We start from the raw sequence: 23,666 nt of genomic DNA, 5'->3' as shown, positions 1-23,666 counted from the left end.
CAACTCCCTGTTCGTAAATGACCCCGGCTCCCCGAGCCAGACGCTCTGGCAGCTTAAAAATAGACGCTGCCTGCGATTTTGTACAAGTCTTGTACAAGTGATCGGACCCTGTGAATGCTCATTGGATCCATACGGCAGTCAATAAAAAGCCTGCCAGCACGTAAGGCACGAAGGCCTGTTTGTCGCCCATTTGTTCAGTGAGTGTGGCCAGGCGCTTCTTCACCTTGGGGTTGAGCAGCGTCCACAGGCGCCTGCGGGTCAGCAACCAGAGCACCACGCTGACCCCGGCTCCGATGAAGGTGCCGAGCACGTATTGCGGGCTGGTAGCAAGCGCCAGCGCTCCCATCAGCTTGACGTCGTCAGCGCCGAAGCGGCCCAGCATGTAGCCTGGCAGCGTCAGCAGCATGACTATGGCCAGGGCCCAGCCGGCGTCGCTGGCATCGGCGCCGATCCATGAGTGGCCCGTGGCAAACAGCCAGACCAGCGCGCCAGCGGCGAAACCCAGGGTCAGCATATTGGCGATCTGGCGTTCGCGGATATCTTGTTCGGTGCACAAGGCAAGCCACATCAGGAGAACAATGCTTTGCATCGGCAGGCCGCCTTTCCCATTCGTTGAACACTGCTACCCGATCAGTCAGGTTTCCTAATCAGGGTAGACGCGATCTGACGAACGGGCATGGCCGACTGGCAAAAAGGTCGTTGCAGGAGCGGCCCTGTGTCGCAAAAAGGGCCGCGAAGCGGCCCCCTGCGACGGGCTTACTTCACCCGGCCCGGCGGGTAGTTGCCGAGCACCTGGGCAACGGTCTTCTGAATGGCGCTGTTACGCTCGTCGGGGCTAGGCGGGTAATTGTTCATGATCTGTTCGGCACTGCCGCGCCAGACCAGCTTGCCGTCACGGCCATCGAACAGGTCGATCTGGATGGTAGCCACCTTGTAATCGACACTGCGGGTTTCGTTGTACATCGGCCCGCCCCAATAGCCGTTCCAGTAGCCGCCCCAAGCCCCGCCATAGTTGGTGGTGATCTGCTGCTGGCGTTGTTCGACGATCAGGTAGGCACGCACGGTGACGTCAGGCCGGGCATTGCCCTGGGCCGGGCGCAGGCCACGCTGGTCGAGCTGGTCGGCGACCGCGGCACGGATGCGTTGCTCGGTCAGGTCGCTCTTGATGCGTGGATCATCCGGGCGATATTGCAGGCCCGGTTCCTGCCATGCCCAGCTGCGGTAGGCGGCGAAATCGCGGCTGGCGTCGAAATCCTGCTGGACGTTGTTGCTGGAGCAGGCGGCCAGCAGCAGCGCGATTGACAGTAGAACGAGGCGGCGCAACATGATGGTTCTCCGTTAGGCATTAACTGGGAGGATAGCCGCTGAGCGCCTTGTGAACCGATTCGCGCAGGGCGGTCTCGCGATCGCGCGGCGAACTTTTGTCACTGCCGCTTTCAGCGCTGGCGCTCCACACCGGCTGGCCGTTGCGGGCATCGAACAGGTCGATGCGCACCACCATCACCTCCACTTCGTAGGTGCGTACGACCGGCACGCTGCCGTAGGCGCCGTAACCATTGCGGTAGCCGCCGAAACCGACGCTGCCGTAGGGGTACGGGCCGTAATACGGGTCGTAATAGTCATAGTCGCGCACCTGGCGCAGGCGCCGTTCCAGGCGCATGTCGGCGCTCACCAGCAGGTCGCCGATGGCGCCGTGAGCAGGGCGCAGGCCATGTTGGTCGAGGGCACCGCTGACGGCGTCGGCGATTTGTGCCGGGTCGGCGTCGGCATTGCCGCTTGGCAACTGGCCGTTACGCCAGCTCCAGCTGCGGTAGTGGCCATAGTCACGCGCTGGCGCCGGGTAGGCACTGGCGTCGAAGGTGTTGGCCGCTTGCGCAGGGGCTGGCGGCAGCGGGCGGCTGCTGGCCACGTAGGGGTTGCTGGCCTGACAGGCGGCCAGGGCGAGCGGCAGCAGGGCCAGGCACAGCGGACGGTACGGCATGTATCCCTCCTGGAGGGCGCAATCAGCGGGGGCGGCACATCCAGTGCAGGTAGCGGCCAAGCCCGGCAAAACTAGGGTGACGGCGGTGGGCCAGTTCCATTTCCAGCAGGTCGAGCAACTCGGCCTTGTCCTGGAATTCCTTGGGCATGTAGTCATGGAAGACGCGCACGCCGCTCTCGCTTTCGACGTGCCACACCCCTTCAAGTTGCGCCTTCAGTTCCCGTGGATCAAGCGGTTTTTGCGGGGTCAGACTTTGCTTCTCACCTTCCAGGCGGTTGCTGCGCAACTTGCGGAAATGGCCCTTGAGCAAGTTGCGGTAGACCAGCGCATCGCGGTTGTAGAACGCCAGCGACAGCCAGCCCCCCGGGCTGGTCAGCTGGTGCAGCACCGGCAGGATGCTCTGCGGTTCGGCCAGCCATTCCAGCACAGCGTGGCAGAGCACCAGGTCATAAGGCTCGGTGAGCTGGCCAAGCAGCTCTTGCCAGGGCGCCTGGATGAAGGTTGCCGATTGGCCCGCTGCTGTGAAGCGTGCCCGGGCGCCCTCCAACATCGGCGCGGCGGGTTCGGCCAGCGTTACATCGTGCCCGCGCTGGGCCAGCCACAAGGCCATGTGACCCAGGCCGGCGCCGATGTCGAGCACCCGCAACGGTCGGTCGGGCAGCGCGTCGGCCAGGTCGGCCTGGAGCACGGCAAGGCGAATGGCACCTTTGGCACCGCCATAGATCTTTTCGGCAAAGCGTGTGGCCAGTTGGTCGAAGTGACGGTCATTCATCGTGCGAAACGCCTCTCGCTGTCGGCCAGCTTGGCGCGCACCACCTGCTCCATGTCCAGGCCCAGCTCGCTGCACAGCAGCAACAGGTAGAGCACCACGTCGCCGACTTCCTGGCCGGCGTGGGCCAGCTGGTCGGCGGGCAGCTGGCGCGATTGGTCCTCGCTCAGCCACTGGAAGATTTCCACCAGCTCGGCCATTTCCACACTGGCTGCCATCGCCAGGTTCTTCGGGCTGTGAAAGCCGCGCCAGTCATTGTTGTCACGGATCCGATGCAGGCGTTCGGTGAGTTCTTGCAGGTTCATCTGGGTCTCCTAATGCCGCATAGCTTCTGCCCAGGCCCGATGCAAAGCAAGTGCAATCAGGGTGCTAGAGCACGGCCCAGCGCCCGACCATGTGCAGCACCCCACCCTGTCCGTCCAGCCTCAGTTCACCCGCCGGCCCCGCTTCGCTGGCGCTCAGGACAACCTCCGATGGCAAGCGCACCGGTTTGCGGAAGTCCACCGCGAAGCGATAACCACTGTTGGGCATGTGCGTGCGCAGGGCTGCCAATGCCATGGCATTGCTCCACATGCCATGGGCGATGGCCTTGGGGAAGCCGAACAGGCGAGCGCTGACGGCACTCAGGTGAATCGGGTTGTAGTCACCACAGACCTTGGCGTAGCGCCGGCCGATATCACTGTCGGCATACCAGCGGGTGACCTCCGGCAGCGCCGCAGGCTCGGTTACCTGGCTTTCGTCGAACGGCCCCTCCAGCTTCAGGCCACGCACCAGCATACGGCTGGTTTCGCGCCACAGCAGGCCCAAGCCATCCTCGGCTTCGGTGACCAGGTCAAAGGTGCCGCCCTTGGCATGGGCCTGCAGATTGTCGGCGTGCACGGCAAAGCGCAGCCCGTCGATACCACCCAGCGGGCGGAGCACGTCGATGCGGTTGTGCACGTGCACCAGCCCGAGCAACGGAAAAGGGAAGTCGTGGGCGGTCAGCAGTTGCAACTGCAGGGTGAACGCCATTATGTGTGGGTAGGTGCCAGGCAAGCGGCCATCGTCGGTGAAATGGCAGAGCCGACGATAGGCCGCCAGGTTGCCGGGCTGCACTCGGATGAAGCTGCGCAGACCGCCGGCGGGCAGGGTAGCGCCGCCGATCTTGCGTTTGCTGGCGGCGCGCAGGTAGAGGCTGGCGCGTGAGTCCGGGCTGTGCACGTCTTGCCATTGGCGGCTCATGTTCAGGCCCCCATCAAGGCCTGGCCGCAGACACGCAGCACCTGGCCGTTGACCGCGCCAGAGCCCGGCTGGCTAAGCCAGGCGATGGCTTCGGCGACGTCCTGCGGGCGCCCGCCCTGGCCCAGTGAACTCAGGCGCCGCCCGGCCTCGCGCAGGCCAATGGGCATGGCCGCGGTCATGTGGGTTTCGATGAAACCAGGCGCCACCGCATTGATGCTGCCGCCGCGCTCGGCAAGCTTCGCCGCCCAGGCCTCGGCGAAGCCGATCAGGCCGGCCTTGCTCGCGGCGTAGTTGGCCTGGCCGCGGTTGCCGGCGATACCGCTGACCGACGCCAGCAGGGTAATACGTGCGTTGTCGCCCAGCGCACCCCCGTCATGCAAGGCTTGGGTCAGTACCTGCGGGGCCTTGAGGTTGACTGCCAGTACCGCGTCCCAGTATTCCGGGGTCATGTTGGCCAGGGTCTTGTCGCGGGTGATGCCGGCGTTGTGCACGACGATATCGATGCCCTCGGGCAGGGCTTCGAGCAGTTTCGCGGCGGCATCGCTGGCGCAAATGTCCAGGCCCAAGGCCTTGCCACCCAGGCGTGCGGCGAGGGCGTCGAGCTCCTGTTGGGCCTGGGGCACGTCGAGTAGCATCACCTCGGCGCCATCACGCGCCAGGGTTTCGGCGATGGCGGCGCCGATGCCGCGTGCAGCGCCCGTGACCAGCGCGCGACGGCCACCGAGCGGGCGGGTCCAGTCTTCGACCTGGGCTGCGCAGGCCTGCAGGCGCAGGACCTGGCCGGAAACAAAGGCGCTCTTGGGTGACAGGAAGAAGCGCAAGGCCCCTTCGAGCTGAGCTTCAGCGCCCGTCGCCACATACAGCAACTGCGCCGTAGCGCCGTTGCGCAGCTCTTTGGCCAGCGAACGGCAGAAGCCTTCCAGGGCGCGCTGGGCGACGCTGGCCAGCGGGTCGTCGAGCGATTCAGGCGCACGTCCAAGGATCACCAGGTGGGCACACGGGGCGAGGCTGCGCAGCAGGGGCTGGAAGAATTCGCGCAATTGTTTCAACTGGTCGCTGTCGGACAGATGGCTGGCGTCGAACACCACGGCCTTGAGCTTCGGCCCCAGGCCGGCGACCCAAGCGGGGGCCTGCAAGGCGTCGCCATTGAAGCTGAACAGCGTGTCGGTCAGGCGCGGGGCGATGGCCTCGACCTGGTTCGCCAGTGGCCCGCCACCCAGCACCAGCGCGCCCTCCACCGGACGCAGGCGGCCCGCCTGCCAGCGCTCCAGCGGCGCTGGGCGCGGCAGGCCAAGGGCATCGACGACGCGGCGCCCGAGCTGGGAGTTGGCAAAGCCGAGATAGCGATCGCTCATGTGCGGGTCTCCAGAAGGCAAGCTTGCAAGTGTGGACCAAGTTTGTGGCCAGGTCGTTCGAATGCGGCAAAAACACCTAGGCTGTACGGATCAAATTGTTTCAGGAGGAGCAAACGCATGCGTTCAACTCGCCGGGTCGCGATCCTGGGCGGCAACCGTATCCCTTTCGCCCGCTCCAACGGCGCCTACGCCACCGCCAGCAACCAGGCGATGCTGACCGCAGCCCTGGAGGGCCTGATCGAGCGTTATCGCCTGCACGGGCTGCGCCTGGGCGAAGTGGTGGCTGGGGCGGTACTCAAGCACTCGCGGGACATGAGCCTGACCCGGGAGTGCGTGCTCGGTTCACGCCTGTCGCCGCAAACGCCCGCCTACGATATCCAGCAGGCCTGTGGCACCGGCCTGGAGGCGGCGCTGCTGGTGGCCAACAAGATTGCCCTCGGGCAGATCGACTGCGCTATCGCCGGTGGCGTGGACACCACGTCCGATGCCCCGATCGGCGTCAATGAGGGGCTGCGGCGCATCCTCCTGCAAGCCAATCGCGGCAAGACCTTGGCTGAGCGGCTCAAGCCGTTCCTGCAAGTGCGCCCGGGCCATCTGAAACCTGAACTGCCGCGCAATGGCGAACCGCGTACCGGCCTGTCGATGGGCGAGCATTGCGAACGCATGGCGCAAACCTGGGGGATTGACCGCGCCGACCAGGACGCGCTGACGCTGCACAGCCACCAGCGCTTGGCGGCCTCGTACAGCGAAGGCTGGCAGAATGACCTGGTGACGCCGTTCCTGGGCCTCACGCGAGACAACAACCTGCGCGCTGACCTGACCCTGGAGCAGCTGGCCAGGCTCAAGCCGTCGTTCGACCGCAGTGGGCTGGGCACGTTGACGCCGGGCAACTCCACGCCGCTGACCGATGGCGCCTCGGTGGTGCTGCTTGGCAGCGAGCAATGGGCTCGACAACAGGGCCTGCCGATACTGGCCTACCTGGTCGATGGCGAAACCGCTGCGGTGGACTTCGTCACTGGCCGCGAAGGGCTGTTGATGGCGCCGGTGTACGCAGTGCCGCGCCTGCTGGCACGCAACGGCCTGACCTTGCAGGACTTCGACTACTACGAAATCCACGAAGCCTTTGCGGCCCAGGTGCTGTGCACCCTCAAGGCCTGGGAGGATGCCGAGTACTGCCGGCAGAAGCTGGGGCTTGCGGCAGCGCTTGGCACCATTGATCGCAGCAAGCTCAACGTCAAGGGCAGCTCGTTGGCGGCAGGCCACCCGTTCGCCGCGACCGGTGGGCGGATTTTGGCCAACCTGGCGAAGTTGCTGGAAAAGGCGGGGACAGGACGTGGCTTGATATCCATCTGCGCTGCGGGCGGGCAAGGGGTGACGGTGATCGTCGAGCGTTGACCGGAGGGCGCTGCTGATCTCTGTTAGGCTTGTCTGCTCAGCACTACAAGAATTCGCTATGCAGACGATCGGACATCCGCGCGCCATTCCTGCCCTGGAGCAGTTGCCTCGGCCACTCTATGCCCGTGCCGAAAGCCTTGGCGCGGGGTCCTGGACCACTCGCCACAGCCATGACTGGGTGCAGTTTTCCTACGCCATCAGCGGAGTATTGGGGGTGTATACCGACGATGGCAGCTACTTCGCCCCACCGCAGTGGGGCGTGTGGATACCGGCCGATGCCGAACATGAAGTGGTTACCTCCGGGCAGGCTGAAATGCGCAGCCTGTACATCCGCCGTGATGCCTGCCCCTGGGCGCCGGCGCACTGCCGGGTGCTGGAAGTGACGGCATTGGCGCGGGAACTGATCAAGCAGTTTTGCCTGTTCCCGGCTGAATATGCCGAGGGTGACAGTGCCGAAGGCCGCCTGGTGGCCGTGTTGCTCGATCAGTTGCGCACCTTGCCGGAGGTGGGGTTCTCGCTGCCGTTGCCGCGGCACCCCGGCTTGCTGGCGCTGTGCAACGGGCTGATCGCCGCGCCGGACCAGATGCAGACCTTGCAGCAGTGGGCGGTGCAGTTGGGATGCTCGGAAAAGACCTTGATGCGGCTGTTCCAGCGCGAGACCGGGTTGAGTTTTCGCAACTGGCGCCAGCGGATGCGTCTACTGTCGTCGCTGGCATTGCTGGAGGCGGGGGAGAGTGTGACCGAGGCGGCGCTGGGTTGTGGCTATGATTCGACCTCGGCGTATATTGCGGCCTTCAAGCAGTTGTTCGGGGCGACTCCCGGGGAACTGAGGCTTTGATGTCCGCTGTGCCGGCCTCTTCGCGGGTAAACCCGCACCTCAGGAGTGTCACCGCCTTCAGGCCGTGTGGCATCCCTGTGGGAGCGGGTTTACCCGCGAAGAGGCCCGGACAGACGAAACTCAGGTGCGGAAGCGACGCACCAGCGAGTCCAGTTCATTGGACAGCCCGGCCAGGCTCTCGGAGTCCTGACGCGCCGCCTGGGCCAGTTCCGCCACCAACTGCGCATCGCCATGAATCTGGCTGATATGGCGGTTGATGTCCTCGGCCACCTGGTGCTGCTCTTCCGCCGCCGTGGCGATCTGCGTGTTCATGTCGCGAATGATATCCACCGACTCGCGAATCTGCCCGAAACTGTCACGGGCCAGGCCTATGCGGCTGACCGACTGCTGCGACACTTCAAGGCTGGCATGCATCTGCTCGGCCACTTGCGCGGTGCGGCTGGCCAGGTTACCCAGCAAACCATCGATTTCCGCCGTGGAGTCGGCCGTGCGCTTGGCCAATGCCCGCACCTCGTCGGCCACCACGGCAAAGCCCCGGCCCTGTTCGCCGGCGCGGGCCGCTTCGATGGCTGCGTTGAGTGCCAGCAGGTTGGTCTGTTCGGCAATCGAGCGGATGGTGCCGAGGATTGACTGGATGGCGTTACTGTCGCGCTCCAGTTGCTGGATCGACTGGGCCGACTGTTCGATCTCCTGGCTGAGGCGGTCGACGCTGTTGACGGCCGCGTCGATCTGCTGCTGGCCTTCGCGGGCTTGCTGCTGGCCGCTGTCGGCCGACTGCGCGGCCTGGCTGCAGGAGCGGGCGACTTCGTTGGCGGTGGCGACCATTTCGTGGAACGCGGTGGAGACCATGTCCACTGCTTCACGCTGGCGTCCGGCCGCCTCGGCCATGTCGCTGGAAACCCGGGTGGAGCTGCTGGAGGTGCTGAGGATCTTGCTGGCGGCCGAGCCGATATGCTGGATGAGGCTGCGGATGGCGCCCAGGAACTGGTTGAACCAGTTGGCCAGTTGCGCGGTTTCGTCGCGCCCGCGCACGTCGAGGTTGCGGGTCAGGTCGCCTTCGCCCTGGGCAATGTCTTCCAGGCCGCTGGTGACGCTGTTGATCGGGCGCACGATGAGTTTGGCGAAGGCGGTGCCGACCACCGCGAACAGTGCCGCCAGGACCAGGGCGACGGCGCCGATCAGCCAAGTCAGGCGGGTGGTGGTCTGCATCACTTCGCCATGCTGGATAAGGCCGATGAAGGTCCAGCCGAGTTTTTCGTCGGGGTAGACGTTGGCCATGTAACGCTCGCCGTTGATCTCGACCTCGACCAGGCCCTTGCCGGCCTTGGCCAGTTCGGCGTAGCCGTCGCCAAAGCTGGCCAGCTGCTTGAAGTTGTGGCTGGCGTCGCGTGGGTCGACCATCACGTTGCCGTTGTTTTCCACCAGCATCAGGTAGCCGCTTTCGCCCAGCTTGATCTGCTTGACGATCTCGGTCAGGCCCTTGAGCGACACGTCGATGTTGACCACGCCACCAGGGTTGCCGAGCTGGTTGGCCACGGCGCGCACGGTGCTGATCAGCACGGCGTCGTCGGCGGCCCAGTAGTAGGCGCCGGTGCGTACGGTCTTGCCAGGGTTGGCCATGGCCAGCTGGTACCAAGGACGCGGACGCGGGTCATAGTTGACGAACTTCTGCCCGGCGGGCCAGCCGACGTAGCCGCCGTCATTCACCCCGTAGGCGACGTAGGCATAGCCAGGGTGGGTTTCTGCCAGGCGTGTGAAAAATTCCAGCAGCTGCTTGTCCTGGTCGCCCAGCTCGTAGGACGGGTTGGCGCTCAGGAACTTGTTCAGGTTGTTGCCCGTGGCCGCCACCATCGGTTGCGAGGCCAGGTAGTCGACATTCTGGTCGATGCCCTGGAAGAAGATGTTCATCGCGTTGCTGACCTGGCGGATCTCCCGGCTGCTGCTGTCGAGGAAACCGTCACGCGCTTCGCCGCGCAGGTTGATGACCACCAAGGTGGCTACGAGGACGATGGGCAAGCCCGCGATGATCGCGAAGGCCCATGTCAGTTTCTGTTTGATGTTCATCGACGCTCCCGGGGTTTGTTTTTTTGCACGCGAGGCAGGTAGCCACTGCATCGGCAGGGTCCGGGGAATTTTTAGCGAAAGTGCCCGTATTTATTGGGCGAAGTCGCATTTGGCGACTATTCGGTCGGCTTTAGGCTAATATGGCATACCAAAGGTGTGCGGCGTGCCGGTCTCAGCACGCCGCCTGCTTTCAATGGCAGCATCCTGCGCCATTGGCCAGGTCCTTCAGAATCGGGCAGTCCGGGCGGTCATCCCCCTGGCAGTGGGCAACCAGATCGCCCAGGGTGTCACGCAGGCTCACCAGCTCGTCGATGCGCCGGTTCAGTTCATCGATGTGCTGCATGGCCAGGGCCTTGACGTCGGCGCTGGCACGGCCGCGGTCCTGCCACAAGGTCAGCAGTTTGCCCACTTCTTCCAGGGAAAACCCCAGGTCACGGGAGCGCTTGATGAATGCCAGGCTGTGCAAGTCCTCGGCCTGGTACAAGCGGTAGCCGCTGTCGCTACGGGTGGCCGGCTTGAGCAGGCCGATGGATTCGTAATAGCGGATCATCTTGGTGCTGAGCCCGCTGCGGCGGGCGGCCTGGCCAATGTTCATCGGGCCTCCTGCAAGGTGCTGGTGGGTTTCCAGGTCTTCAACCACAGGGCATTGCTGACCACGCTGACGCTGGACAGCGCCATGGCGGCGCCGGCCAGTACCGGGTTGAGGTAGCCAAGCGCGGCCAGGGGAATGCCGATCAGGTTGTAGATGAAGGCCCAGAACAGATTCTGACGGATTTTTGCATAGGTCTTGCGGCTGATCTCCAGCGCGGCGGGCACCAGCAGTGGGTCACCGCGCATCAGGGTGATGCCGGCAGCCTGCATGGCGACGTCTGTGCCACCGCCCATGGCGATGCCGATGTCGGCAGCGGCCAGGGCCGGGGCATCGTTGATGCCGTCGCCGACCATCGCCACCACTCCGTCGTTTTTCAGGGTGGCCACGGTGGCGGCCTTGTCGGCCGGCAGTACTTCGGCGTGCACGTCGTCAATGCCAAGGGCATCGGCCACCACCTTGGCACTTCCGCGGTTGTCGCCGGTCAGCAGGTGGCTGCTGATGTGGCGGGCGTGCAGGGCAGCGATGGCCTGCTCGGCACCCGGTTTGAGGCTATCGCCAAAGGCGAACAGGCCGAGCACGCGAGGCGCCGTACCGCGTTCGATGAGCCACGACAAGGTGCGGCCTTCGGCTTCCCAGGCTTGAGCGCTGGCAGCCAGTTCGCCGGGTTGCAGGCCGCTTTCTTCGAGCAGCCGGCGGTTGCCCAGTGCCAGCTCGCGACCTCCCACACGCCCGGCAATGCCCCGACCGGTAAGCGACTGACTGTCGGTGACGACGGGTACTTCGAGGCCTTGCTCGGCACAGGCATCCAGTACCGCCTTGGCCAGCGGGTGTTCGCTGCCGCGCTGCAGGGCACCGGCCAGGCGGTGCAGGTTGGCGCCGTCACCGTCCAGCGCCTGGCTGTGGACGATACGCGGGCTGCCAGAGGTGAGGGTGCCGGTCTTGTCGAACACCACGCGGTTGACCGCATGGGCCCGCTCCAGCGCTTCGGCGTCCTTGATCAGGATGCCGTGGCGAGCGGCCACACCGGTGCCGGCCATGATCGCTGCCGGCGTGGCCAGGCCCAGGGCGCAGGGGCAGGCGATGACCAGCACGGCGACCGCATTGATCAGTGCAGTCTCCAGCGGTGCACCCGCCAGCCACCAGCCAGTCAAAGTGAACAATGCCAGCACCAGCACGGCGGGCACGAACACCTGGCTGACGCGATCGACCAGTTTCTGGATCGGTGCCTTGGCGGCTTGTGCGTCCTCGACCAGACGGATGATACGCGCCAGCACGGTTTCCGTGCCCAGCGCCTGAGTACGCACCAGCAGCCGGCCTTCGCCATTGATGGCACCGCCGGTGACGCTGTCGCCGGGTTGTTTGGGGACCGGCAGGCTCTCACCGCTGATCAATGCTTCGTCGGCGTGGCTGCTGCCTTCCTCCACCGTACCGTCGACCGGGAAGCGTTCGCCAGGTTTGACCAGAACCAGGTCGCCGAGGCGCAGTTGGGCAATCGCCACGTCTTCTTCGCGGCCGTCGATGACGCGCACGGCCCGTTCCGGGCGCAGGGCTTCCAAAGCGCGAATGGCGCTGGCCGTCTGGCGCTTGGCCCGGCTTTCGAGGTATTTGCCCAGCAGCACCAGGGCGATGACTACCGCCGAAGCTTCGAAGTAAAGGTGGGGGGCCATTCCGACCGGGGCCTTGGCCCATTGGTACAGGCTCAGGCCGTACCCTGCGCTGGTGCCCAGGGCGACCAGCAGGTCCATGTTGCCGGCACCGGCCCGCACGGCTTTGTAGGCGGCCTTGTAGAAGCGTGCGCCAAGCATGAACTGCACCGGGGTGGCCAGCGCGAACTGCGCCCAGGCGGGCAGCATCCAGTGCAGGCCGAAGGGTTGCACCAGCATCGGCAGCACCAATGGCAGCGCCAGCAACAGCGCAGCGGCTACGGCCAGGCGCTCGTTGCGCAGGCGTCTTTGGGCATCTTGCTGATCATCCTTGGCCGCTTGGGGCAGGCTGGCGCGATAGCCGGCTGCTTCGACGGTGGCAATCAACGACTGATCGTCGAGCGCCTGCAGCACTTCGAGGTGGGCACGCTCGCTGGCCAGGTTGACGCTGACCTGTTCAACCCCCGGCAATTTGCCGAGGGCGCGCTCCACGCGGCCGACGCAGCTGGCACAGGTCATGCCGCTGATCTGCAGCTCCACGGTTCGGGTGGGTACGCCATAGCCGGCGCTGCGCACGGCTTCGACCAGGGCTGGCAGGCTACCTGCCGGGGCCTGGACCCTGGCCTGTTCAGTGGCGAGGTTGACGCTGACCTGATCGGCGCCGCTGACCTTTCGCAGGGCGCGCTCGACACGGCCCGCACAGCTGGCGCAGGTCATGCCGGAAATCGGCAGGTTGAACGTGTTGGATGCGGGCATGGCTCTCCTCCTTGGCAGGGCTAGAGCATCAGCATCAACCTTGCCACGCGGGGAAGGTCAATAGCCCAGGCCGGCTCGCTTCAGTTCAAGACCCTGTTGGCCCATGGCGATGCGGTACTTGCTGATCTGGCCTGCTTGCAGGTTGAGCCGCGTGCTGCGTTGGTCCTCGATACCCGGGGCACACCCCGGCATCTGCCCGGGCAACAGGCGCAGGCGAACATCAATCGGACCGGGCGGCAGGTTGAAGGACGTTGACTGTTCCTGGAAGACGCGCCCCGAGAGCTGATCGTTGAGGTACACGCCGATTTCGCAGCTGGTGGCCACTTCCAGGCGTTCCCGGGAAATGATCAGCACGCTGTAGTCCGAGTTGCCCTCGGCGCTGGCCGGCGGCACTGCCGTCACTGCGGCCAACAGCCCGACAACGCCCACTGCTGTCCTGAACATGAAGAATCTCCTGCTTGCACAAATCGTCAAAGGCGCAGCTTGGCCGAGGTCCGCGCGGATTTCCAGCCCGGCCGTTTCACGCAGAACTTGACCTTGCCCCGATGGCAAGCTTGAAACTGGGCAAAACCCTGAAGGAGGTAGTCCCCATGCAAGTGTTCAATGTTCAAGGCATGTCCTGTGGCCATTGCGTGAAAGCCGTGACTCGTGCAGTACAGGAAAAGGATGCGCAGGCTACCGTGGAAGTCGATCTGCCTGGCCAGCAAGTGCGGGTGCAAAGCTCGCTGGCCGCGGAGCAGGTATTGGCGGCTATTCGGGAGGAAGGCTACCAAGCTGAAGTGGCCTGAACCGAGGTGCCGCACTGCGGCCCTGTTTTGTTGCAAATGTTTTCATGCTGAGGGTGGCCACTGCAGGTAGACTTGGCAGCTTGCTTAGCCTGCTATGGATTCCTGATGAACCTGCGAATGGTCCTGATCCTGGGCGCACTGAGTGCGTTCGGGCCCTTGGCGATCGACTTCTACCTGCCCGCCTTCCCGGCCATGGCGCAGGCGTTCGCCACCGACGAAAAACATGTACAGGCCACCCTGGCGGCCTATTTCCTCGGCCTGTCGATCGGCCAGCTCGCCTACGGGCCGGTGGCAGACCGCTTCGGCCGGCGCAAACCGCTGTTGTTCGGGGTGGCGCTGTTCACCCTGGCCTCACTGGCCTGTGCTTACGCCCCAAACCTCGATACCTTGATCCTGGCGCGCTTTGTCCAGGCGCTGGGCGGCTGCGCTGGCATGGTCCTGTCGCGGGCCATCGTCAGCGACAAGTGCGACCCGGTGGCGTCGGCCAAGGTGTTCTCGCAGTTGATGCTGGTGATGGGCCTGGCCCCCATCCTTGCGCCGATGCTTGGCGGGGTCCTGGTGAACCTGGCCGGTTGGCAGTCGATTTTCCTGGCGCTGAGCCTGTTCAGCGCGGCCAGCCTGCTGGCGGTAAGCCTGGGCCTGCCGGAAAGCCTGCCGGCCAGCATGCCGCGCCAGCCGCTGTCAGGCGCATTGCGTCAGTACCTGCGGTTATTGACTGACCGTGTGTTCATCGGCCATGCCTTGACCGGTGGTATCGCCATTGCCGGGATGTTTGCCTACATCGCCGGTTCACCTTTCGTATTCATCAAGCTCTATGGCGTACCCGCAGAGCATTATGGCTGGCTGTTCGGTACCAACGCGGCCGGCTTCATTCTGGTCGCCCAGGTCAACGCGCGCCTGCTGGCCAAGCGAGGCCCGGCATTCCTGTTGGTGCGGGCGGTCTGGCTGTACTTGGCAGCAGGCCTGGTATTGCTTGGCGTGGCAGCCCTGCGCCCGGCGCAGTTGTGGCCATTGCTGGTACCGCTGTTCGTCTGCATTGCCAGCCTGGGGTGCATCATCCCCAATGCGTCGGCCTGCGCCATGAGTGGCCAGGGCGCACGGGCAGGCAGTGCTTCGGCATTGATGGGCTGCCTGCAATTCAGCGTCGCGGCCGGTGCGGCCTCGCTGGTCGGCGTGCTGCATGATGGCAGTGCCGTGCCCATGACGTTGGTGATCAGCCTCTGCGGGGCACTGGTGGTCAGTGTCGCGCTGTTGACCCGGCGTTTGCAGGCCACGCGTCCAGCATGAGCGGGTGAGGTGCCTGCAGGCGGGTTTGCAGGGTGGCAACGAAGGCACGTGCTTCTGCCTCGCTGCGAAAACTCACCACATGCTGGTCGAGCCTTACCTGCCAGGGGCAGTTGGGGTTGCGATTCGACGCACTGACGACAATCTTCATCGTGGCATACCTCCGATTGGGGGGAGAGCGGATCAAGTGTAGCGCTGCAGTCTGCTGGCGCCATGGCTTGGGTGACTGTCCTGACTGGCGGTCCGGGCGCCATTCGCTATGGCCTGTGCGACGTTTCCAGCGGATATCCCTGGATTGATGTGGAAGCTTCGATTTGATTTGCGCTACTTGAGGAAGTGCGCTGTCAGCAGAGTCGCTACTCACTCCGGGCCATCCTTCCTCATGCCCTTTATTTTCCTTTTCTCTTCCAGTTTGTGCCGATTCTGGCGCGCGAAAGGGTGGCCCCACCCAACGCTGAATGAGCCCGCTTGAGCATGCGCCAGGCTGCCGGGAGCGGCACGGGCGCGGCTTATACTGGCCCTTGGCAGTTTGCTTGAGAGGCGACCAGCGTAACCAATGCTGGCCTCTGAAACCGGACGTGATCATGCGGGGAGATACAGGGACATGAATGCAGTCAGTAGTATCAGTCAGATTGCCGGCCTGATGGCCGACCCCAAGCGTAGCGCGATGTTGTGGGCGCTAATCGATGGCACACCGCGGCCGACAGATGAACTGGCGATGATGGCCGGCCTGAGCGCGTCGTCGGCCTGTGCCCACCTTTCGTTGCTGTCTTCGGCCGGCCTGCTCAGGCTTGAGGCGCGCGGGCGCAAGCGCTACTTCAGGCTCGCCACGCCTCAGGTGGGCGTTGCTGTCGAAGCGCTGGCCAGCGTCCAGCTGGTGTCGACAAAGGGGCCGCGCACGGAGGTGCTGCAGCTGCCGATGTCGATGCGCAGGGCACGTCGCTGTGGCGAACACCTGGGCGGCGAGCTGGCGGGCGAGTTGTATCACCGGCTGGTGGTGGCGGGCTGGCTGGAGGGCAGCGAGCGGGAACTGATGGTCAGTGAGGAGGGCCGAACGCAACTGGCTGCCATGGGCGTCTACATCGATGCGCTGGCATCGCGGCGGCACTGTGTGATTTGCCATTGCAATGAATGGAGCGACCAAGGGCCACACTTGGGCGGTAGCCTTGGTCAGGCGTTGCTCAAACTGTTTTTGCAGTCTGGCTGGATACGCGAACCTGAGGGCACGCGGGTACTGCAGATTTCTGCCGAGGGTGTGCAGCAGATCAACTGTATAGCCCGCGTGACCACCTTGCAGGTCGGTTGACGGCTTCAGACCAGGCGAGCATCCAGGCTGTTTTGCGCCAGTCGGCGGGCCTGGTCTTCGGTCATGCCCAGGTGGGTGTGCAGGGCGTGGTAGTTCTCGGTGACATACCCGCCAAAGTAGGCAGGGTCGTCCGAGTTCACCGTCACCTTCACACCACGTTCCAGCATGTCGAGGATGTTATGCTGGCTCATGTGGTCGAACACGCAGAGCTTGGTGTTCGACAACGGGCAGACGGTGAGCGGGATCTGCTCGTCGATGATGCGTTGCATCAGGCGTTCGTCTTCGATGGCGCGTACACCGTGGTCGATACGCTTGATCTTCAGCAGGTCGAGGGCTTCCCAGATGTACTCGGGTGGGCCTTCCTCACCGGCATGGGCCACGGCCACGAAGCCTTCGCTGCGGGCGCGGTCGAACACCCGCTGGAACTTGCTGGGTGGGTGGCCCATTTCCGAACTGTCCAGGCCGACGGCGATGAACGCGTCGCGGAAGGGCAGCGCTTGGTCGAGGGTTTTTTGCGCTTCGTCTTCACTCAGGTGGCGCAGGAAGCTCAGGATCAGGCCGCTGCTGATACCCAGTTGTTCGCGACCGTCCTTCAACGCCTGGTTGATGCCGTTGAGCACGACCTCGAACGGGATGCCACGGTCGGTGTGGGTCTGCGGATCGAAGAACGGTTCGGTATGGACCACATTCTGCGCCTTGCAGCGTTGCAGGTAAGCCCAGGTCAGGTCGTAGAAGTCCTGTTCGGTGCGCAGCACGTCTGCGCCTTGGTAATACAGGTCGAGAAACTCTTGGAGGTTGTTGAACGCATAGGCGCGACGAAGGGTTTCCACGTCGTTCCAGGGCAGGGCGATCTTGTTGCGCTCGGCCAGGGCGAACAACAGCTCGGGTTCCAACGAGCCTTCAAGGTGCAGGTGCAGTTCTGCCTTGGGCAGGGCATTCAGCCAGTCATACATATGGAGGGAGTCTCGAATCAGATACGGTTGCCGCCATTCTACAGGGCCTGGCCGGGCATTGCGCCCGGCCGGTCGGTATTCACCTCACCAGGTGAGTGATTCGCCTTTGTAGTTGATGAAGCGCAGGCCACCGTGTCCGCTTTGCGCCTTGATCTGTTCGAGCATGCCCCGGGTGCTGGTGAGCACGTCGATCTCGGCGTTTTCGCCACCCATGTCGGTCTTCACCCAGCCCGGGTGCATGGCCAGTACGCACAGGTCTGGGCGCTGCAGATCGACCACGAAACTGTTGATCATGGAATTGAGCGCGGCCTTGCTGGCCTTGTACAGGCAGATCTCGCCACCGTCGGGGATGGTCACGCTGCCGAGGATCGAGCTCATGAACGCGAGCACGCCGCTGCCTTCGCGTACCTGGCCGGCCAGGCGCCGGGCGACACGGATCGGGGCCACGGCATTGGTCATGAACAGATCGCCAACGGCCTGGACGTTCACGGTCTCCAGGTCTTGCGGCAGGGGGCCCATGACCCCGGCGTTGATGAAGACCAGGTCGAACAGCTGGCCTTGCAGGCGTTGCTGGAGGCCATCGAGCTGGGTGGTGTCGTTCATTTCCAGTTGCTCGATGCGCACGCCGGGGACATCGGCAAGGGCGCCTGGCACTTGAGGGTTGCGCACGGTTGCAACAATGTTCCAGCCGTCTTCGTGCAGACGTTGTACCAGGCCCAGGCCGAGACCGCGGGAAGCGCCGATGATGAGGGCAGTTCTGGAGGATGCCATAGGAACATTCCTTTATCGGTGAAGGAAAAGGCATTGAGCATACTGCAGAGTTCGAACGTATGCCTCGCCTGCTTCACCATTGGCTAAAAAATGTACAGGTGCGTCTGGCCGTGAGCGGGCGGGTGCTTGGCGTGTTGGCTAACGGGTTATCCACAGGCTCGTCCACAGTAAATGTGTGCAAGCGCCACGATCGGGGTTATGCAATCTTCCAGACACATTGGGGATAACTTCTGAAGGCTCAGTCGTTTACTGTTGTCATCAAACAGTGATCAAAATATGCTCAGTGCTCTGGAGGCCTTGCTGTGCTTGGTCTGCAGCGGAGTGCCCCAAGCTTATCCACAGGCCAGCCCACAGTTGCTGTGGGCAAACCTCAGCATGCTTCGAGAAGGATCCGGCCGCGGCTCAGGTCCGCCAGTTGCTGTTGCAATACAGGCACATGGGCTTCGCCCACAGCGATATGCAGGTCGACGCCATTGGCGGTGAACTGCTCGTCGAGTACCAGACCCTCCACCTCTGCCAGGCGCAGTTTCACCAGGGCCAACTCGCTGAAGGTGCAGCTGCAGGTGTACTCGCTGCGCTGGACCAGCAGGCGTTTGGGGGCTTGCTGCAGGCACTTGTTGGCGCCACCGCCATAGGCACGCGCCAGCCCGCCGGTGCCCAGCTGAATACCGCCGTACCAGCGAATCACCAGCACCACCACCTGGTCGCAGTCCTGGGCTTCGATGGCCGCCAGGATTGGCCTTCCGGCAGTGCCGCCCGGTTCGCCATCGTCATTGCTGCGGTATTGCCCGCCGATTTTCCATGCCCAGCAGTTGTGGGTGGCGGCCAAGTCACTGTGACGCTCGATGAAGCTCATCGCCTCGGCGGCACTGTTGATCGGGCTGGCGAGGGTGATGAAGCGGCTCTTGCGGATTTCCTCGCGAAATTCGCAGAGGTCGAGCAGGGTAGAAGGCATAGATGAACGTCAGGCACTCGGCTTTATGCCGCACCCCTTGAGAATGATGTGGATAAGGTTGTTGCTGGCATCTTCCATGTCTTGCTTGGTCAGCCGGCTGCGGCCCGTGACCTGGCAAATCTGGGTGGCGAAGTCAGCATAGTGCTGGGTACTGCCCCAGAGCAGGAAAATCAGATGCACCGGGTCGACCGGGTCCATCTTGCCGGCGTCCATCCAGGCTTGGAACACGGCGGCCCGCCCGCGGAACCATTCGCGGTAGTCGGCGCTGAAATACTCGGTCAGGCAGGTACCCCCGCTGATCACTTCCATCGCGAAGATGCGCGATGCCTGCGGGTTGCGCCGGGAGAACTCCATCTTGGTGCGGATGTACTGGCTCAGCGCTTCGCCTGGGTCGTCGTCGACGCTCAGGGCATTGAAGGTGCTGTCCCACAGCTCGATGATGTTGCTCAGCACGGCGATGTAGAGGCCGAGCTTGTTGGTGAAGTAGTAATGCAGGTTGGCCTTGGGCAAGCCGGCTTTCAGCGCGATCGTGTTCATGCTGGTGCCTTTGAACCCATGGCGGGCGAATTCGTCTTCGGCGGCCTGGATGATGGCCTGTTCGTTCTTCTGGCGGATGCGGCCGGCGGGCTTGCCAGAGGCGGCGAGGCGATGCGCAGGGACTTCTAGGGTCATGGACGATTCCGGACAGGTCTGTGGCAACGAATGTCGGACAAGATTACCTGCCTGTGCTGGCGTGACAAGCCTTAGCGTCAGAAGCTGGCATCAACGTGTCGCAGCCAGGCTTTCCAGGAAGCTTTCCAGTACCAGGTTCGGTCGCCGCCCTTTGCGCGTTACCCAGCTCAGGCTCAGGTCATAGAAGCGTTGCGCAGGCTTGAGTGCACGCAGGCGACCTTGTTGGACCCAGAACGTGGCGTAGTGGTCGGGCAGGTAGCCAATATAGCGGCCGGTGAGGATCAGGAACGCCATGCCTTCGCGGTCCGAAGCACTGGCAGTGCAGTTGAGCGCCTGGTAGTGCGCCTGGATTTCCGCAGGCAGGCGGAAGGTTGGCGCGATCGCTTCCTGGCTGTTGAGGCGGTCATCGTCGATCTGCTGGTTGTCGGCGTAGAACAACGGGTGGCCAACTGCGCAGTAGAGCTGTGACCGTTCGCTGTACAGCGGTTGGTATTCCAGGCCGGACAGAGGGCTGGTCTGGGGGACCACGCCGACGTGCAGGCTGCCGTCCAGTACCCCTTGCTCCACCTGGCTGGGGGCGATCATGCGGATCTGGATGCGCACATCCGGGCCGCGGTCCTTGAGTTCGGCCAAGGCATGGGTGATGCGCATATGCGGCAGGGTGACCAGGTTGTCGGTAAGGCCGATGTTCAGCTCGCCGCGCAAGTGCTGGTGCAGGCCGTTGACCTCGGTACGGAATGTTTCGAGTGCACTGAGCAACTGCAATGCCGAGTGATAGACCTCGCGGCCTTCCTCGGTCAGCGAGAAACCGGCACGACCACGCTGGCACAAGCGCAGACCCAGGCGCTGTTCGAGATCGTTCATTTGTTGGCTGATGGCTGAACGGCCAATCCCCAGCACGTTCTCCGCAGCCGAGAAACCGCCACATTCAACCACGCTTCGGTAGATTTTCAGCAGGCGGATGTCGAAATCGCTCACTTGTGCGAGAGGGTCGGGTCGTCTGCTCATATGTTTAGTCTTGCGCTACCTGAAGATTAGAAATGTAGGCTTTTTCAGACTTTATCCGCGTGCGAATTTAGCTGCAACAACATCCATCGTTGCCTGATCGCCTTCCGAGGAACCGCCGATGAACATGCCTGAAACCGCTACTGCGGGTATCGCCAGCCAGCTGAAGCTGGATGCCCACTGGATGCCCTACACCGCCAACCGTAACTTCCAGCGCGACCCGCGTCTGATCGTGGCGGCCCAAGGCAACTACCTGGTCGATGACAAGGGGCGCAAGGTCTTCGACGCCCTGTCTGGCCTGTGGACCTGTGGCGCCGGGCATACCCGCAAGGAAATCACCGAAGCGGTTGCACGCCAGGTCGGTACCCTCGATTATTCCCCGGCGTTCCAGTTCGGCCACCCGCTGTCCTTCCAGCTGGCCGAGAAAATCGCCGAGCTGACCCCGGGCGACTTGAATCACGTCTTCTATACCAACTCCGGCTCCGAGTGCTGCGACACTGCGCTGAAGATGGTGCGTGCCTACTGGCGCCTGAAAGGCCAGGCCACCAAGACCAAGATCATTGGCCGTGCCCGTGGTTATCACGGGGTGAACATTGCCGGCACCAGCCTGGGTGGCGTCAACGGTAACCGCAAGATGTTCGGCCAGTTGCTGGACGTCGACCACCTGCCTCATACCGTGCTGCCAGTTAACGCCTTCTCCAAAGGCCTGCCGGAAGAGGGCGGTATCGCCCTGGCAGATGAAATGCTCAAGCTGATCGAGCTGCACGATGCCTCGAACATCGCAGCGGTGATCGTCGAGCCTTTGGCGGGTTCCGCCGGCGTGCTGCCGCCGCCGAAGGGTTACCTGAAGCGCCTGCGTGAAATCTGCTCCCAGCACAACATCCTGCTGATCTTCGACGAAGTGATCACAGGCTTTGGCCGCATGGGCGCCATGACTGGCTCCGAGGCCTTTGGTGTCACCCCTGACCTGATGTGCATCGCCAAACAGGTCACCAACGGTGCCATCCCCATGGGGGCGGTCATCGCCACCCGCGAGATCTACCAGACCTTCATGAACCAGCCGACGCCGGAATATGCGGTGGAATTCCCCCACGGCTACACCTACTCGGCGCACCCGGTAGCCTGCGCTGCTGGTCTCGCCGCGCTCGATCTGCTGCAGAAGGAAAGCCTGGTGCAATCGGCTGCCGAACTGGCACCGCACTTCGAGAAACTGCTGCATGGCGTGAAGGGCACCAAGAACATCGTCGACATCCGTAACTACGGCCTGGCCGGCGCGATCCAGATCGCTGCCCGCGATGGCGATGCCATCGTGCGTCCTTACGAAGCAGCCATGAAGCTGTGGCAAGCCGGCTTCTATGTACGCTTCGGTGGCGACACCCTGCAGTTCGGCCCAACCTTCAATACCCAGCCGCAGGAACTGGATCGCCTGTTCGACGCGGTCGGTGAAGCCCTGAACCAGATCGACTGATCTTTCCGCTTTTGACGTAGGGCGCGTGAACCCATCACGCGCCTGCCTCAACCTTCTTTACCTGGAGTTTTGCATGAGCATTGTTCAGCACCTGATTCACGGCGAGCTGGTTACCAAAGGTGAGCGCACCGCCGATGTCTTCAACCCGTCTACCGGTCAGGCGGTGCGCAAGGTCGAACTGGCTAGCCGCGCGACCGTGCAGGAAGCCATTGACTCGGCCAAGGCTGCCTTCCCGGCCTGGCGCAACACCCCACCGGCCAAGCGCGCCCAGGTGATGTTCCGCTTCAAGCAACTGCTGGAGCAAAACGAAGCCCGCATCTCGCAGATGATCAGCGAAGAGCACGGCAAGACCCTGGAAGACGCGGCCGGCGAACTGAAGCGTGGCATCGAGAACGTCGAATTCGCCTGTGCTGCACCGGAAGTGCTGAAAGGCGAGTACAGCCGCAACGTCGGCCCGAACATCGATGCCTGGTCCGACTTCCAGCCGCTGGGTGTGGTCGCTGGCATCACGCCATTCAACTTCCCGGCCATGGTGCCGCTGTGGATGTACCCACTGGCCATTGCCTGCGGTAACGCGTTCATTCTCAAACCATCCGAGCGTGACCCGAGCTCGACCCTGTTCATCGCTCAGTTGCTGCTGGAGGCTGGTCTGCCGAAGGGCATCCTCAACGTGGTGCATGGTGACAAGGAAGCGGTCGATGCGCTGATCGAAGCACCGGAAGTGAAAGCGCTGAGCTTCGTCGGTTCGACGCCGATTGCCGAATACATCTATGCCGAAGGCACCAAGCGTGGCAAGCGTGTACAGGCCCTGGGCGGTGCGAAGAACCACGCGGTGTTGATGCCCGATGCCGACCTGGACAACGCGGTCAGCGCGCTGATGGGCGCTGCCTATGGTTCGTGCGGCGAGCGCTGCATGGCTATTTCGGTGGCAGTGTGCGTGGGTGATCAGGTTGCCGATGCACTGATCGCCAAGCTGGAGCCGCAGATCAAGGCGCTGAAGATTGGGGCTGGCACTTCCTGCGGCCTGGACATGGGCCCGCTGGTCACTGCCGCTGCCCGTGACAAGGTTGTCGGTTACATCGACGACGGCGTTGCCGCTGGCGCCAAGCTGGTGGTGGATGGCCGTGGCTTGCGTGTGCCAGGTAATGAAGATGGCTACTTCGTTGGCGGCACGCTGTTCGACAACGTGACCCCGCAGATGCGCATCTATAAAGAAGAGATCTTTGGCCCGGTGCTGTGCGTGGTGCGCGTTAACAGCCTGGAGCAGGCCATGCAGCTGATCAACGATCATGAATATGGCAACGGTACCTGCATCTTCACTCGTGACGGTGAAGCGGCGCGCCTGTTCTGTGACGAAATCGAAGTGGGCATGGTCGGCGTCAACGTACCGCTGCCGGTGCCGGTTGCCTATCACAGCTTCGGTGGCTGGAAGCGTTCGCTGTTCGGCGACCTGCATGCCTATGGCCCGGACGGTGTGCGCTTCTATACCCGTCGCAAGGCGATCACCCAGCGTTGGCCGCAGCGGGCCAGCCATGAGGCCTCGCAGTTTGCGTTCCCCAGTTTGTAAGGGGTGAAGGAAAAGCGGGGGGGCCGGCAGGCCTCCCCGCTTTGTTTTCGGCGATCTTGAAGTTTCCTGAAATTAAAGGTTGACGGGGTCTCGAATCCCCTTATAATGCGCCCCACTTCCAGCGACATCGGAACGACAAACTCCTTGAAATTCAATGAGTTAGGTAGTTGCGGCGAGGTTGGGAGCGCTTCGATCGAATGATCGATGGCGGTTGAGATGAAGGTTGACAGCGGTTTTAAACGCTGTATTATTCGCCTCCCGCTACGAGAGATCGCAGCGAGTC

General features: G+C 63.4%; 24 protein-coding genes and 1 pseudogene. 7 read left to right on the top strand and 18 right to left on the bottom strand.

Annotated features, from left to right (window positions below; all coding sequences use genetic code 11):
* Positions 1–118 precede the first annotated feature (118 nt).
* From L6D64_RS09980 to L6D64_RS09950, 7 genes are all read right to left on the bottom strand, one after another.
* Complete coding sequence (locus L6D64_RS09980) at positions 119–589, bottom strand: A24 family peptidase (RefSeq protein ID WP_054886780.1); 471 nt, start codon at positions 587–589, stop codon at positions 119–121.
* Positions 590–756: 167 nt separating this feature from the next.
* Entirely contained in the window at positions 757–1,326 is a 570-nt protein-coding gene (locus L6D64_RS09975) for a DUF4136 domain-containing protein (RefSeq protein WP_176509635.1), read from the bottom strand.
* A gap of 19 nt (positions 1,327–1,345) precedes the next feature.
* Positions 1,346–1,981, bottom strand: coding sequence for a DUF4136 domain-containing protein (locus L6D64_RS09970; RefSeq protein WP_176509634.1), 636 nt, complete (start codon positions 1,979–1,981; stop codon positions 1,346–1,348).
* Between the two features lie 22 nt (positions 1,982–2,003).
* A complete protein-coding gene (locus tag L6D64_RS09965) occupies positions 2,004–2,753 on the bottom strand; it encodes a methyltransferase domain-containing protein (protein WP_176509633.1) in 750 nt (249 codons plus the stop codon).
* A complete protein-coding gene (locus L6D64_RS09960) occupies positions 2,750–3,055 on the bottom strand; it encodes a MazG-like family protein (protein WP_176509632.1) in 306 nt (101 codons plus the stop codon). Before L6D64_RS09960 ends, L6D64_RS09965 begins: the two co-directional genes overlap by 4 nt.
* Positions 3,056–3,119: 64 nt before the next feature.
* Positions 3,120–3,971: a MaoC family dehydratase gene (locus L6D64_RS09955; RefSeq protein WP_176509631.1), complete on the bottom strand. Its 852-nt coding sequence runs from the start codon at positions 3,969–3,971 to the stop codon at positions 3,120–3,122.
* A gap of 2 nt (positions 3,972–3,973) precedes the next feature.
* A complete protein-coding gene (locus tag L6D64_RS09950; protein ID WP_176509630.1) occupies positions 3,974–5,326 on the bottom strand; it encodes a 3-oxoacyl-ACP reductase in 1,353 nt (450 codons plus the stop codon).
* A 117-nt stretch (positions 5,327–5,443) separates the two neighbouring features.
* Here L6D64_RS09950 and L6D64_RS09945 point away from each other — a divergent pair, with 117 nt between their 5' ends.
* Positions 5,444–6,721 carry an acetyl-CoA C-acetyltransferase gene (locus L6D64_RS09945; RefSeq protein ID WP_176509629.1) on the top strand — a complete coding sequence of 426 codons (1,278 nt, stop codon included), beginning with the start codon at positions 5,444–5,446 and terminating at the stop codon, positions 6,719–6,721.
* A 58-nt stretch (positions 6,722–6,779) separates the two neighbouring features.
* Complete coding sequence (locus L6D64_RS09940; protein ID WP_176509628.1) at positions 6,780–7,559, top strand: AraC family transcriptional regulator; 780 nt, start codon at positions 6,780–6,782, stop codon at positions 7,557–7,559.
* A gap of 120 nt (positions 7,560–7,679) precedes the next feature.
* On the opposite strand, the gene L6D64_RS28480 is transcribed toward L6D64_RS09940, so the two are convergent.
* The 5 genes and pseudogenes from L6D64_RS28480 to L6D64_RS09920 all read right to left on the bottom strand — a co-directional run bounded on the left by L6D64_RS28480 (position 7,680) and on the right by L6D64_RS09920 (position 13,058).
* Positions 7,680–8,408: a methyl-accepting chemotaxis protein gene (locus tag L6D64_RS28480; RefSeq protein ID WP_371262715.1), complete on the bottom strand. Its 729-nt coding sequence runs from the start codon at positions 8,406–8,408 to the stop codon at positions 7,680–7,682.
* A 129-nt stretch (positions 8,409–8,537) separates the two neighbouring features.
* A pseudogene (locus L6D64_RS28475) lies at positions 8,538–9,467 on the bottom strand (HAMP domain-containing protein); the annotation flags it as partial.
* 346 nt (positions 9,468–9,813) lie between these two features.
* Positions 9,814–10,218: a Cu(I)-responsive transcriptional regulator gene (cueR, locus tag L6D64_RS09930; protein ID WP_176509626.1), complete on the bottom strand. Its 405-nt coding sequence runs from the start codon at positions 10,216–10,218 to the stop codon at positions 9,814–9,816.
* Positions 10,215–12,614 (bottom strand): heavy metal translocating P-type ATPase, encoded by a 2,400-nt coding sequence (locus tag L6D64_RS09925; RefSeq protein WP_176509625.1) that lies wholly within the window; start codon positions 12,612–12,614, stop codon positions 10,215–10,217. The genes cueR and L6D64_RS09925 overlap by 4 nt, the downstream gene beginning before the upstream one ends.
* 57 nt (positions 12,615–12,671) lie before the next feature.
* Complete coding sequence (locus L6D64_RS09920; RefSeq protein ID WP_176509624.1) at positions 12,672–13,058, bottom strand: hypothetical protein; 387 nt, start codon at positions 13,056–13,058, stop codon at positions 12,672–12,674.
* Positions 13,059–13,204: 146 nt separating this feature from the next.
* Here L6D64_RS09920 and L6D64_RS09915 point away from each other — a divergent pair, with 146 nt between their 5' ends.
* On the top strand, positions 13,205–13,402 hold the full coding sequence (locus L6D64_RS09915) for a heavy-metal-associated domain-containing protein (protein ID WP_176509623.1): 198 nt from the start codon (positions 13,205–13,207) through the stop codon (positions 13,400–13,402).
* A gap of 105 nt (positions 13,403–13,507) precedes the next feature.
* Positions 13,508–14,689, top strand: coding sequence for a multidrug effflux MFS transporter (locus L6D64_RS09910; protein WP_176509622.1), 1,182 nt, complete (start codon positions 13,508–13,510; stop codon positions 14,687–14,689).
* Here L6D64_RS09910 and L6D64_RS09905 read toward each other — a convergent pair.
* Positions 14,640–14,837 (bottom strand): hypothetical protein, encoded by a 198-nt coding sequence (locus L6D64_RS09905; RefSeq protein ID WP_082433666.1) that lies wholly within the window; start codon positions 14,835–14,837, stop codon positions 14,640–14,642. The genes L6D64_RS09910 and L6D64_RS09905 overlap by 50 nt on opposite strands.
* 453 nt (positions 14,838–15,290) lie before the next feature.
* Between L6D64_RS09905 and L6D64_RS09900 the strand changes: the two genes are divergently transcribed.
* A complete protein-coding gene (locus L6D64_RS09900) occupies positions 15,291–15,992 on the top strand; it encodes an ArsR/SmtB family transcription factor (protein WP_176509621.1) in 702 nt (233 codons plus the stop codon).
* A gap of 5 nt (positions 15,993–15,997) precedes the next feature.
* Here the strand turns inward: L6D64_RS09900 and L6D64_RS09895 are convergent, their stop codons facing one another.
* From L6D64_RS09895 to L6D64_RS09875, 5 genes are all read right to left on the bottom strand, one after another.
* On the bottom strand, positions 15,998–16,945 hold the full coding sequence (locus tag L6D64_RS09895; protein WP_176509620.1) for an adenosine deaminase: 948 nt from the start codon (positions 16,943–16,945) through the stop codon (positions 15,998–16,000).
* An 84-nt stretch (positions 16,946–17,029) separates the two neighbouring features.
* Positions 17,030–17,716, bottom strand: coding sequence for an SDR family oxidoreductase (locus tag L6D64_RS09890; protein ID WP_176509619.1), 687 nt, complete (start codon positions 17,714–17,716; stop codon positions 17,030–17,032).
* Between the two features lie 370 nt (positions 17,717–18,086).
* Positions 18,087–18,671: an IMPACT family protein gene (locus L6D64_RS09885; RefSeq protein ID WP_176509618.1), complete on the bottom strand. Its 585-nt coding sequence runs from the start codon at positions 18,669–18,671 to the stop codon at positions 18,087–18,089.
* Between the two features lie 9 nt (positions 18,672–18,680).
* Positions 18,681–19,343, bottom strand: a complete 663-nt coding sequence (locus L6D64_RS09880; protein WP_176509617.1) for a TetR/AcrR family transcriptional regulator — start codon at positions 19,341–19,343, stop codon at positions 18,681–18,683.
* A gap of 90 nt (positions 19,344–19,433) precedes the next feature.
* On the bottom strand, positions 19,434–20,351 hold the full coding sequence (locus L6D64_RS09875; RefSeq protein ID WP_054886800.1) for a LysR family transcriptional regulator: 918 nt from the start codon (positions 20,349–20,351) through the stop codon (positions 19,434–19,436).
* 118 nt (positions 20,352–20,469) lie between these two features.
* Between L6D64_RS09875 and aptA the strand changes: the two genes are divergently transcribed.
* Together aptA and L6D64_RS09865 are read left to right on the top strand one after the other, a co-directional pair.
* On the top strand, positions 20,470–21,816 hold the full coding sequence (gene aptA / locus L6D64_RS09870; protein ID WP_176509616.1) for an omega-aminotransferase AptA: 1,347 nt from the start codon (positions 20,470–20,472) through the stop codon (positions 21,814–21,816).
* Between the two features lie 73 nt (positions 21,817–21,889).
* Positions 21,890–23,383: a CoA-acylating methylmalonate-semialdehyde dehydrogenase gene (locus tag L6D64_RS09865; RefSeq protein ID WP_176509615.1), complete on the top strand. Its 1,494-nt coding sequence runs from the start codon at positions 21,890–21,892 to the stop codon at positions 23,381–23,383.
* The last annotated feature ends 283 nt before the right edge of the window (positions 23,384–23,666 follow it).

The organism is Pseudomonas urethralis (assembly GCF_021602465.1).
GTDB classification, from domain to species: Bacteria; Pseudomonadota; Gammaproteobacteria; order Pseudomonadales; family Pseudomonadaceae; genus Aquipseudomonas; species Aquipseudomonas vlassakiae.
The sequence above is the reverse complement of the archived record's forward strand: the minus strand, read 5'-3'. Positions and strand labels throughout refer to the sequence as shown.

Bases quoted from the DNA above. Each gene is read 5' to 3' on its own strand.
- L6D64_RS09980 (WP_054886780.1), bottom strand. From the start codon at position 589: ATGCAAAGCATTGTTCTCCTGATGTGGCTTGCCTTGTGCACCGAACAA.
- L6D64_RS09975 (WP_176509635.1), bottom strand. From the start codon at position 1,326: ATGTTGCGCCGCCTCGTTCTACTGTCAATCGCGCTGCTGCTGGCCGCC.
- L6D64_RS09970 (WP_176509634.1), bottom strand. From the start codon at position 1,981: ATGCCGTACCGTCCGCTGTGCCTGGCCCTGCTGCCGCTCGCCCTGGCC.
- L6D64_RS09965 (WP_176509633.1), bottom strand. From the start codon at position 2,753: ATGAATGACCGTCACTTCGACCAACTGGCCACACGCTTTGCCGAAAAG.
- L6D64_RS09960 (WP_176509632.1), bottom strand. From the start codon at position 3,055: ATGAACCTGCAAGAACTCACCGAACGCCTGCATCGGATCCGTGACAAC.
- L6D64_RS09955 (WP_176509631.1), bottom strand. From the start codon at position 3,971: ATGAGCCGCCAATGGCAAGACGTGCACAGCCCGGACTCACGCGCCAGC.
- L6D64_RS09950 (WP_176509630.1), bottom strand. From the start codon at position 5,326: ATGAGCGATCGCTATCTCGGCTTTGCCAACTCCCAGCTCGGGCGCCGC.
- L6D64_RS09945 (WP_176509629.1), top strand. From the start codon at position 5,444: ATGCGTTCAACTCGCCGGGTCGCGATCCTGGGCGGCAACCGTATCCCT.
- L6D64_RS09940 (WP_176509628.1), top strand. From the start codon at position 6,780: ATGCAGACGATCGGACATCCGCGCGCCATTCCTGCCCTGGAGCAGTTG.
- L6D64_RS28480 (WP_371262715.1), bottom strand. From the start codon at position 8,408: ATGGTCTCCACCGCGTTCCACGAAATGGTCGCCACCGCCAACGAAGTC.
- cueR (WP_176509626.1), bottom strand. From the start codon at position 10,218: ATGAACATTGGCCAGGCCGCCCGCCGCAGCGGGCTCAGCACCAAGATG.
- L6D64_RS09925 (WP_176509625.1), bottom strand. From the start codon at position 12,614: ATGCCCGCATCCAACACGTTCAACCTGCCGATTTCCGGCATGACCTGC.
- L6D64_RS09920 (WP_176509624.1), bottom strand. From the start codon at position 13,058: ATGTTCAGGACAGCAGTGGGCGTTGTCGGGCTGTTGGCCGCAGTGACG.
- L6D64_RS09915 (WP_176509623.1), top strand. From the start codon at position 13,205: ATGCAAGTGTTCAATGTTCAAGGCATGTCCTGTGGCCATTGCGTGAAA.
- L6D64_RS09910 (WP_176509622.1), top strand. From the start codon at position 13,508: ATGAACCTGCGAATGGTCCTGATCCTGGGCGCACTGAGTGCGTTCGGG.
- L6D64_RS09905 (WP_082433666.1), bottom strand. From the start codon at position 14,837: ATGAAGATTGTCGTCAGTGCGTCGAATCGCAACCCCAACTGCCCCTGG.
- L6D64_RS09900 (WP_176509621.1), top strand. From the start codon at position 15,291: ATGAATGCAGTCAGTAGTATCAGTCAGATTGCCGGCCTGATGGCCGAC.
- L6D64_RS09895 (WP_176509620.1), bottom strand. From the start codon at position 16,945: ATGTATGACTGGCTGAATGCCCTGCCCAAGGCAGAACTGCACCTGCAC.
- L6D64_RS09890 (WP_176509619.1), bottom strand. From the start codon at position 17,716: ATGGCATCCTCCAGAACTGCCCTCATCATCGGCGCTTCCCGCGGTCTC.
- L6D64_RS09885 (WP_176509618.1), bottom strand. From the start codon at position 18,671: ATGCCTTCTACCCTGCTCGACCTCTGCGAATTTCGCGAGGAAATCCGC.
- L6D64_RS09880 (WP_176509617.1), bottom strand. From the start codon at position 19,343: ATGACCCTAGAAGTCCCTGCGCATCGCCTCGCCGCCTCTGGCAAGCCC.
- L6D64_RS09875 (WP_054886800.1), bottom strand. From the start codon at position 20,351: ATGAGCAGACGACCCGACCCTCTCGCACAAGTGAGCGATTTCGACATC.
- aptA (WP_176509616.1), top strand. From the start codon at position 20,470: ATGAACATGCCTGAAACCGCTACTGCGGGTATCGCCAGCCAGCTGAAG.
- L6D64_RS09865 (WP_176509615.1), top strand. From the start codon at position 21,890: ATGAGCATTGTTCAGCACCTGATTCACGGCGAGCTGGTTACCAAAGGT.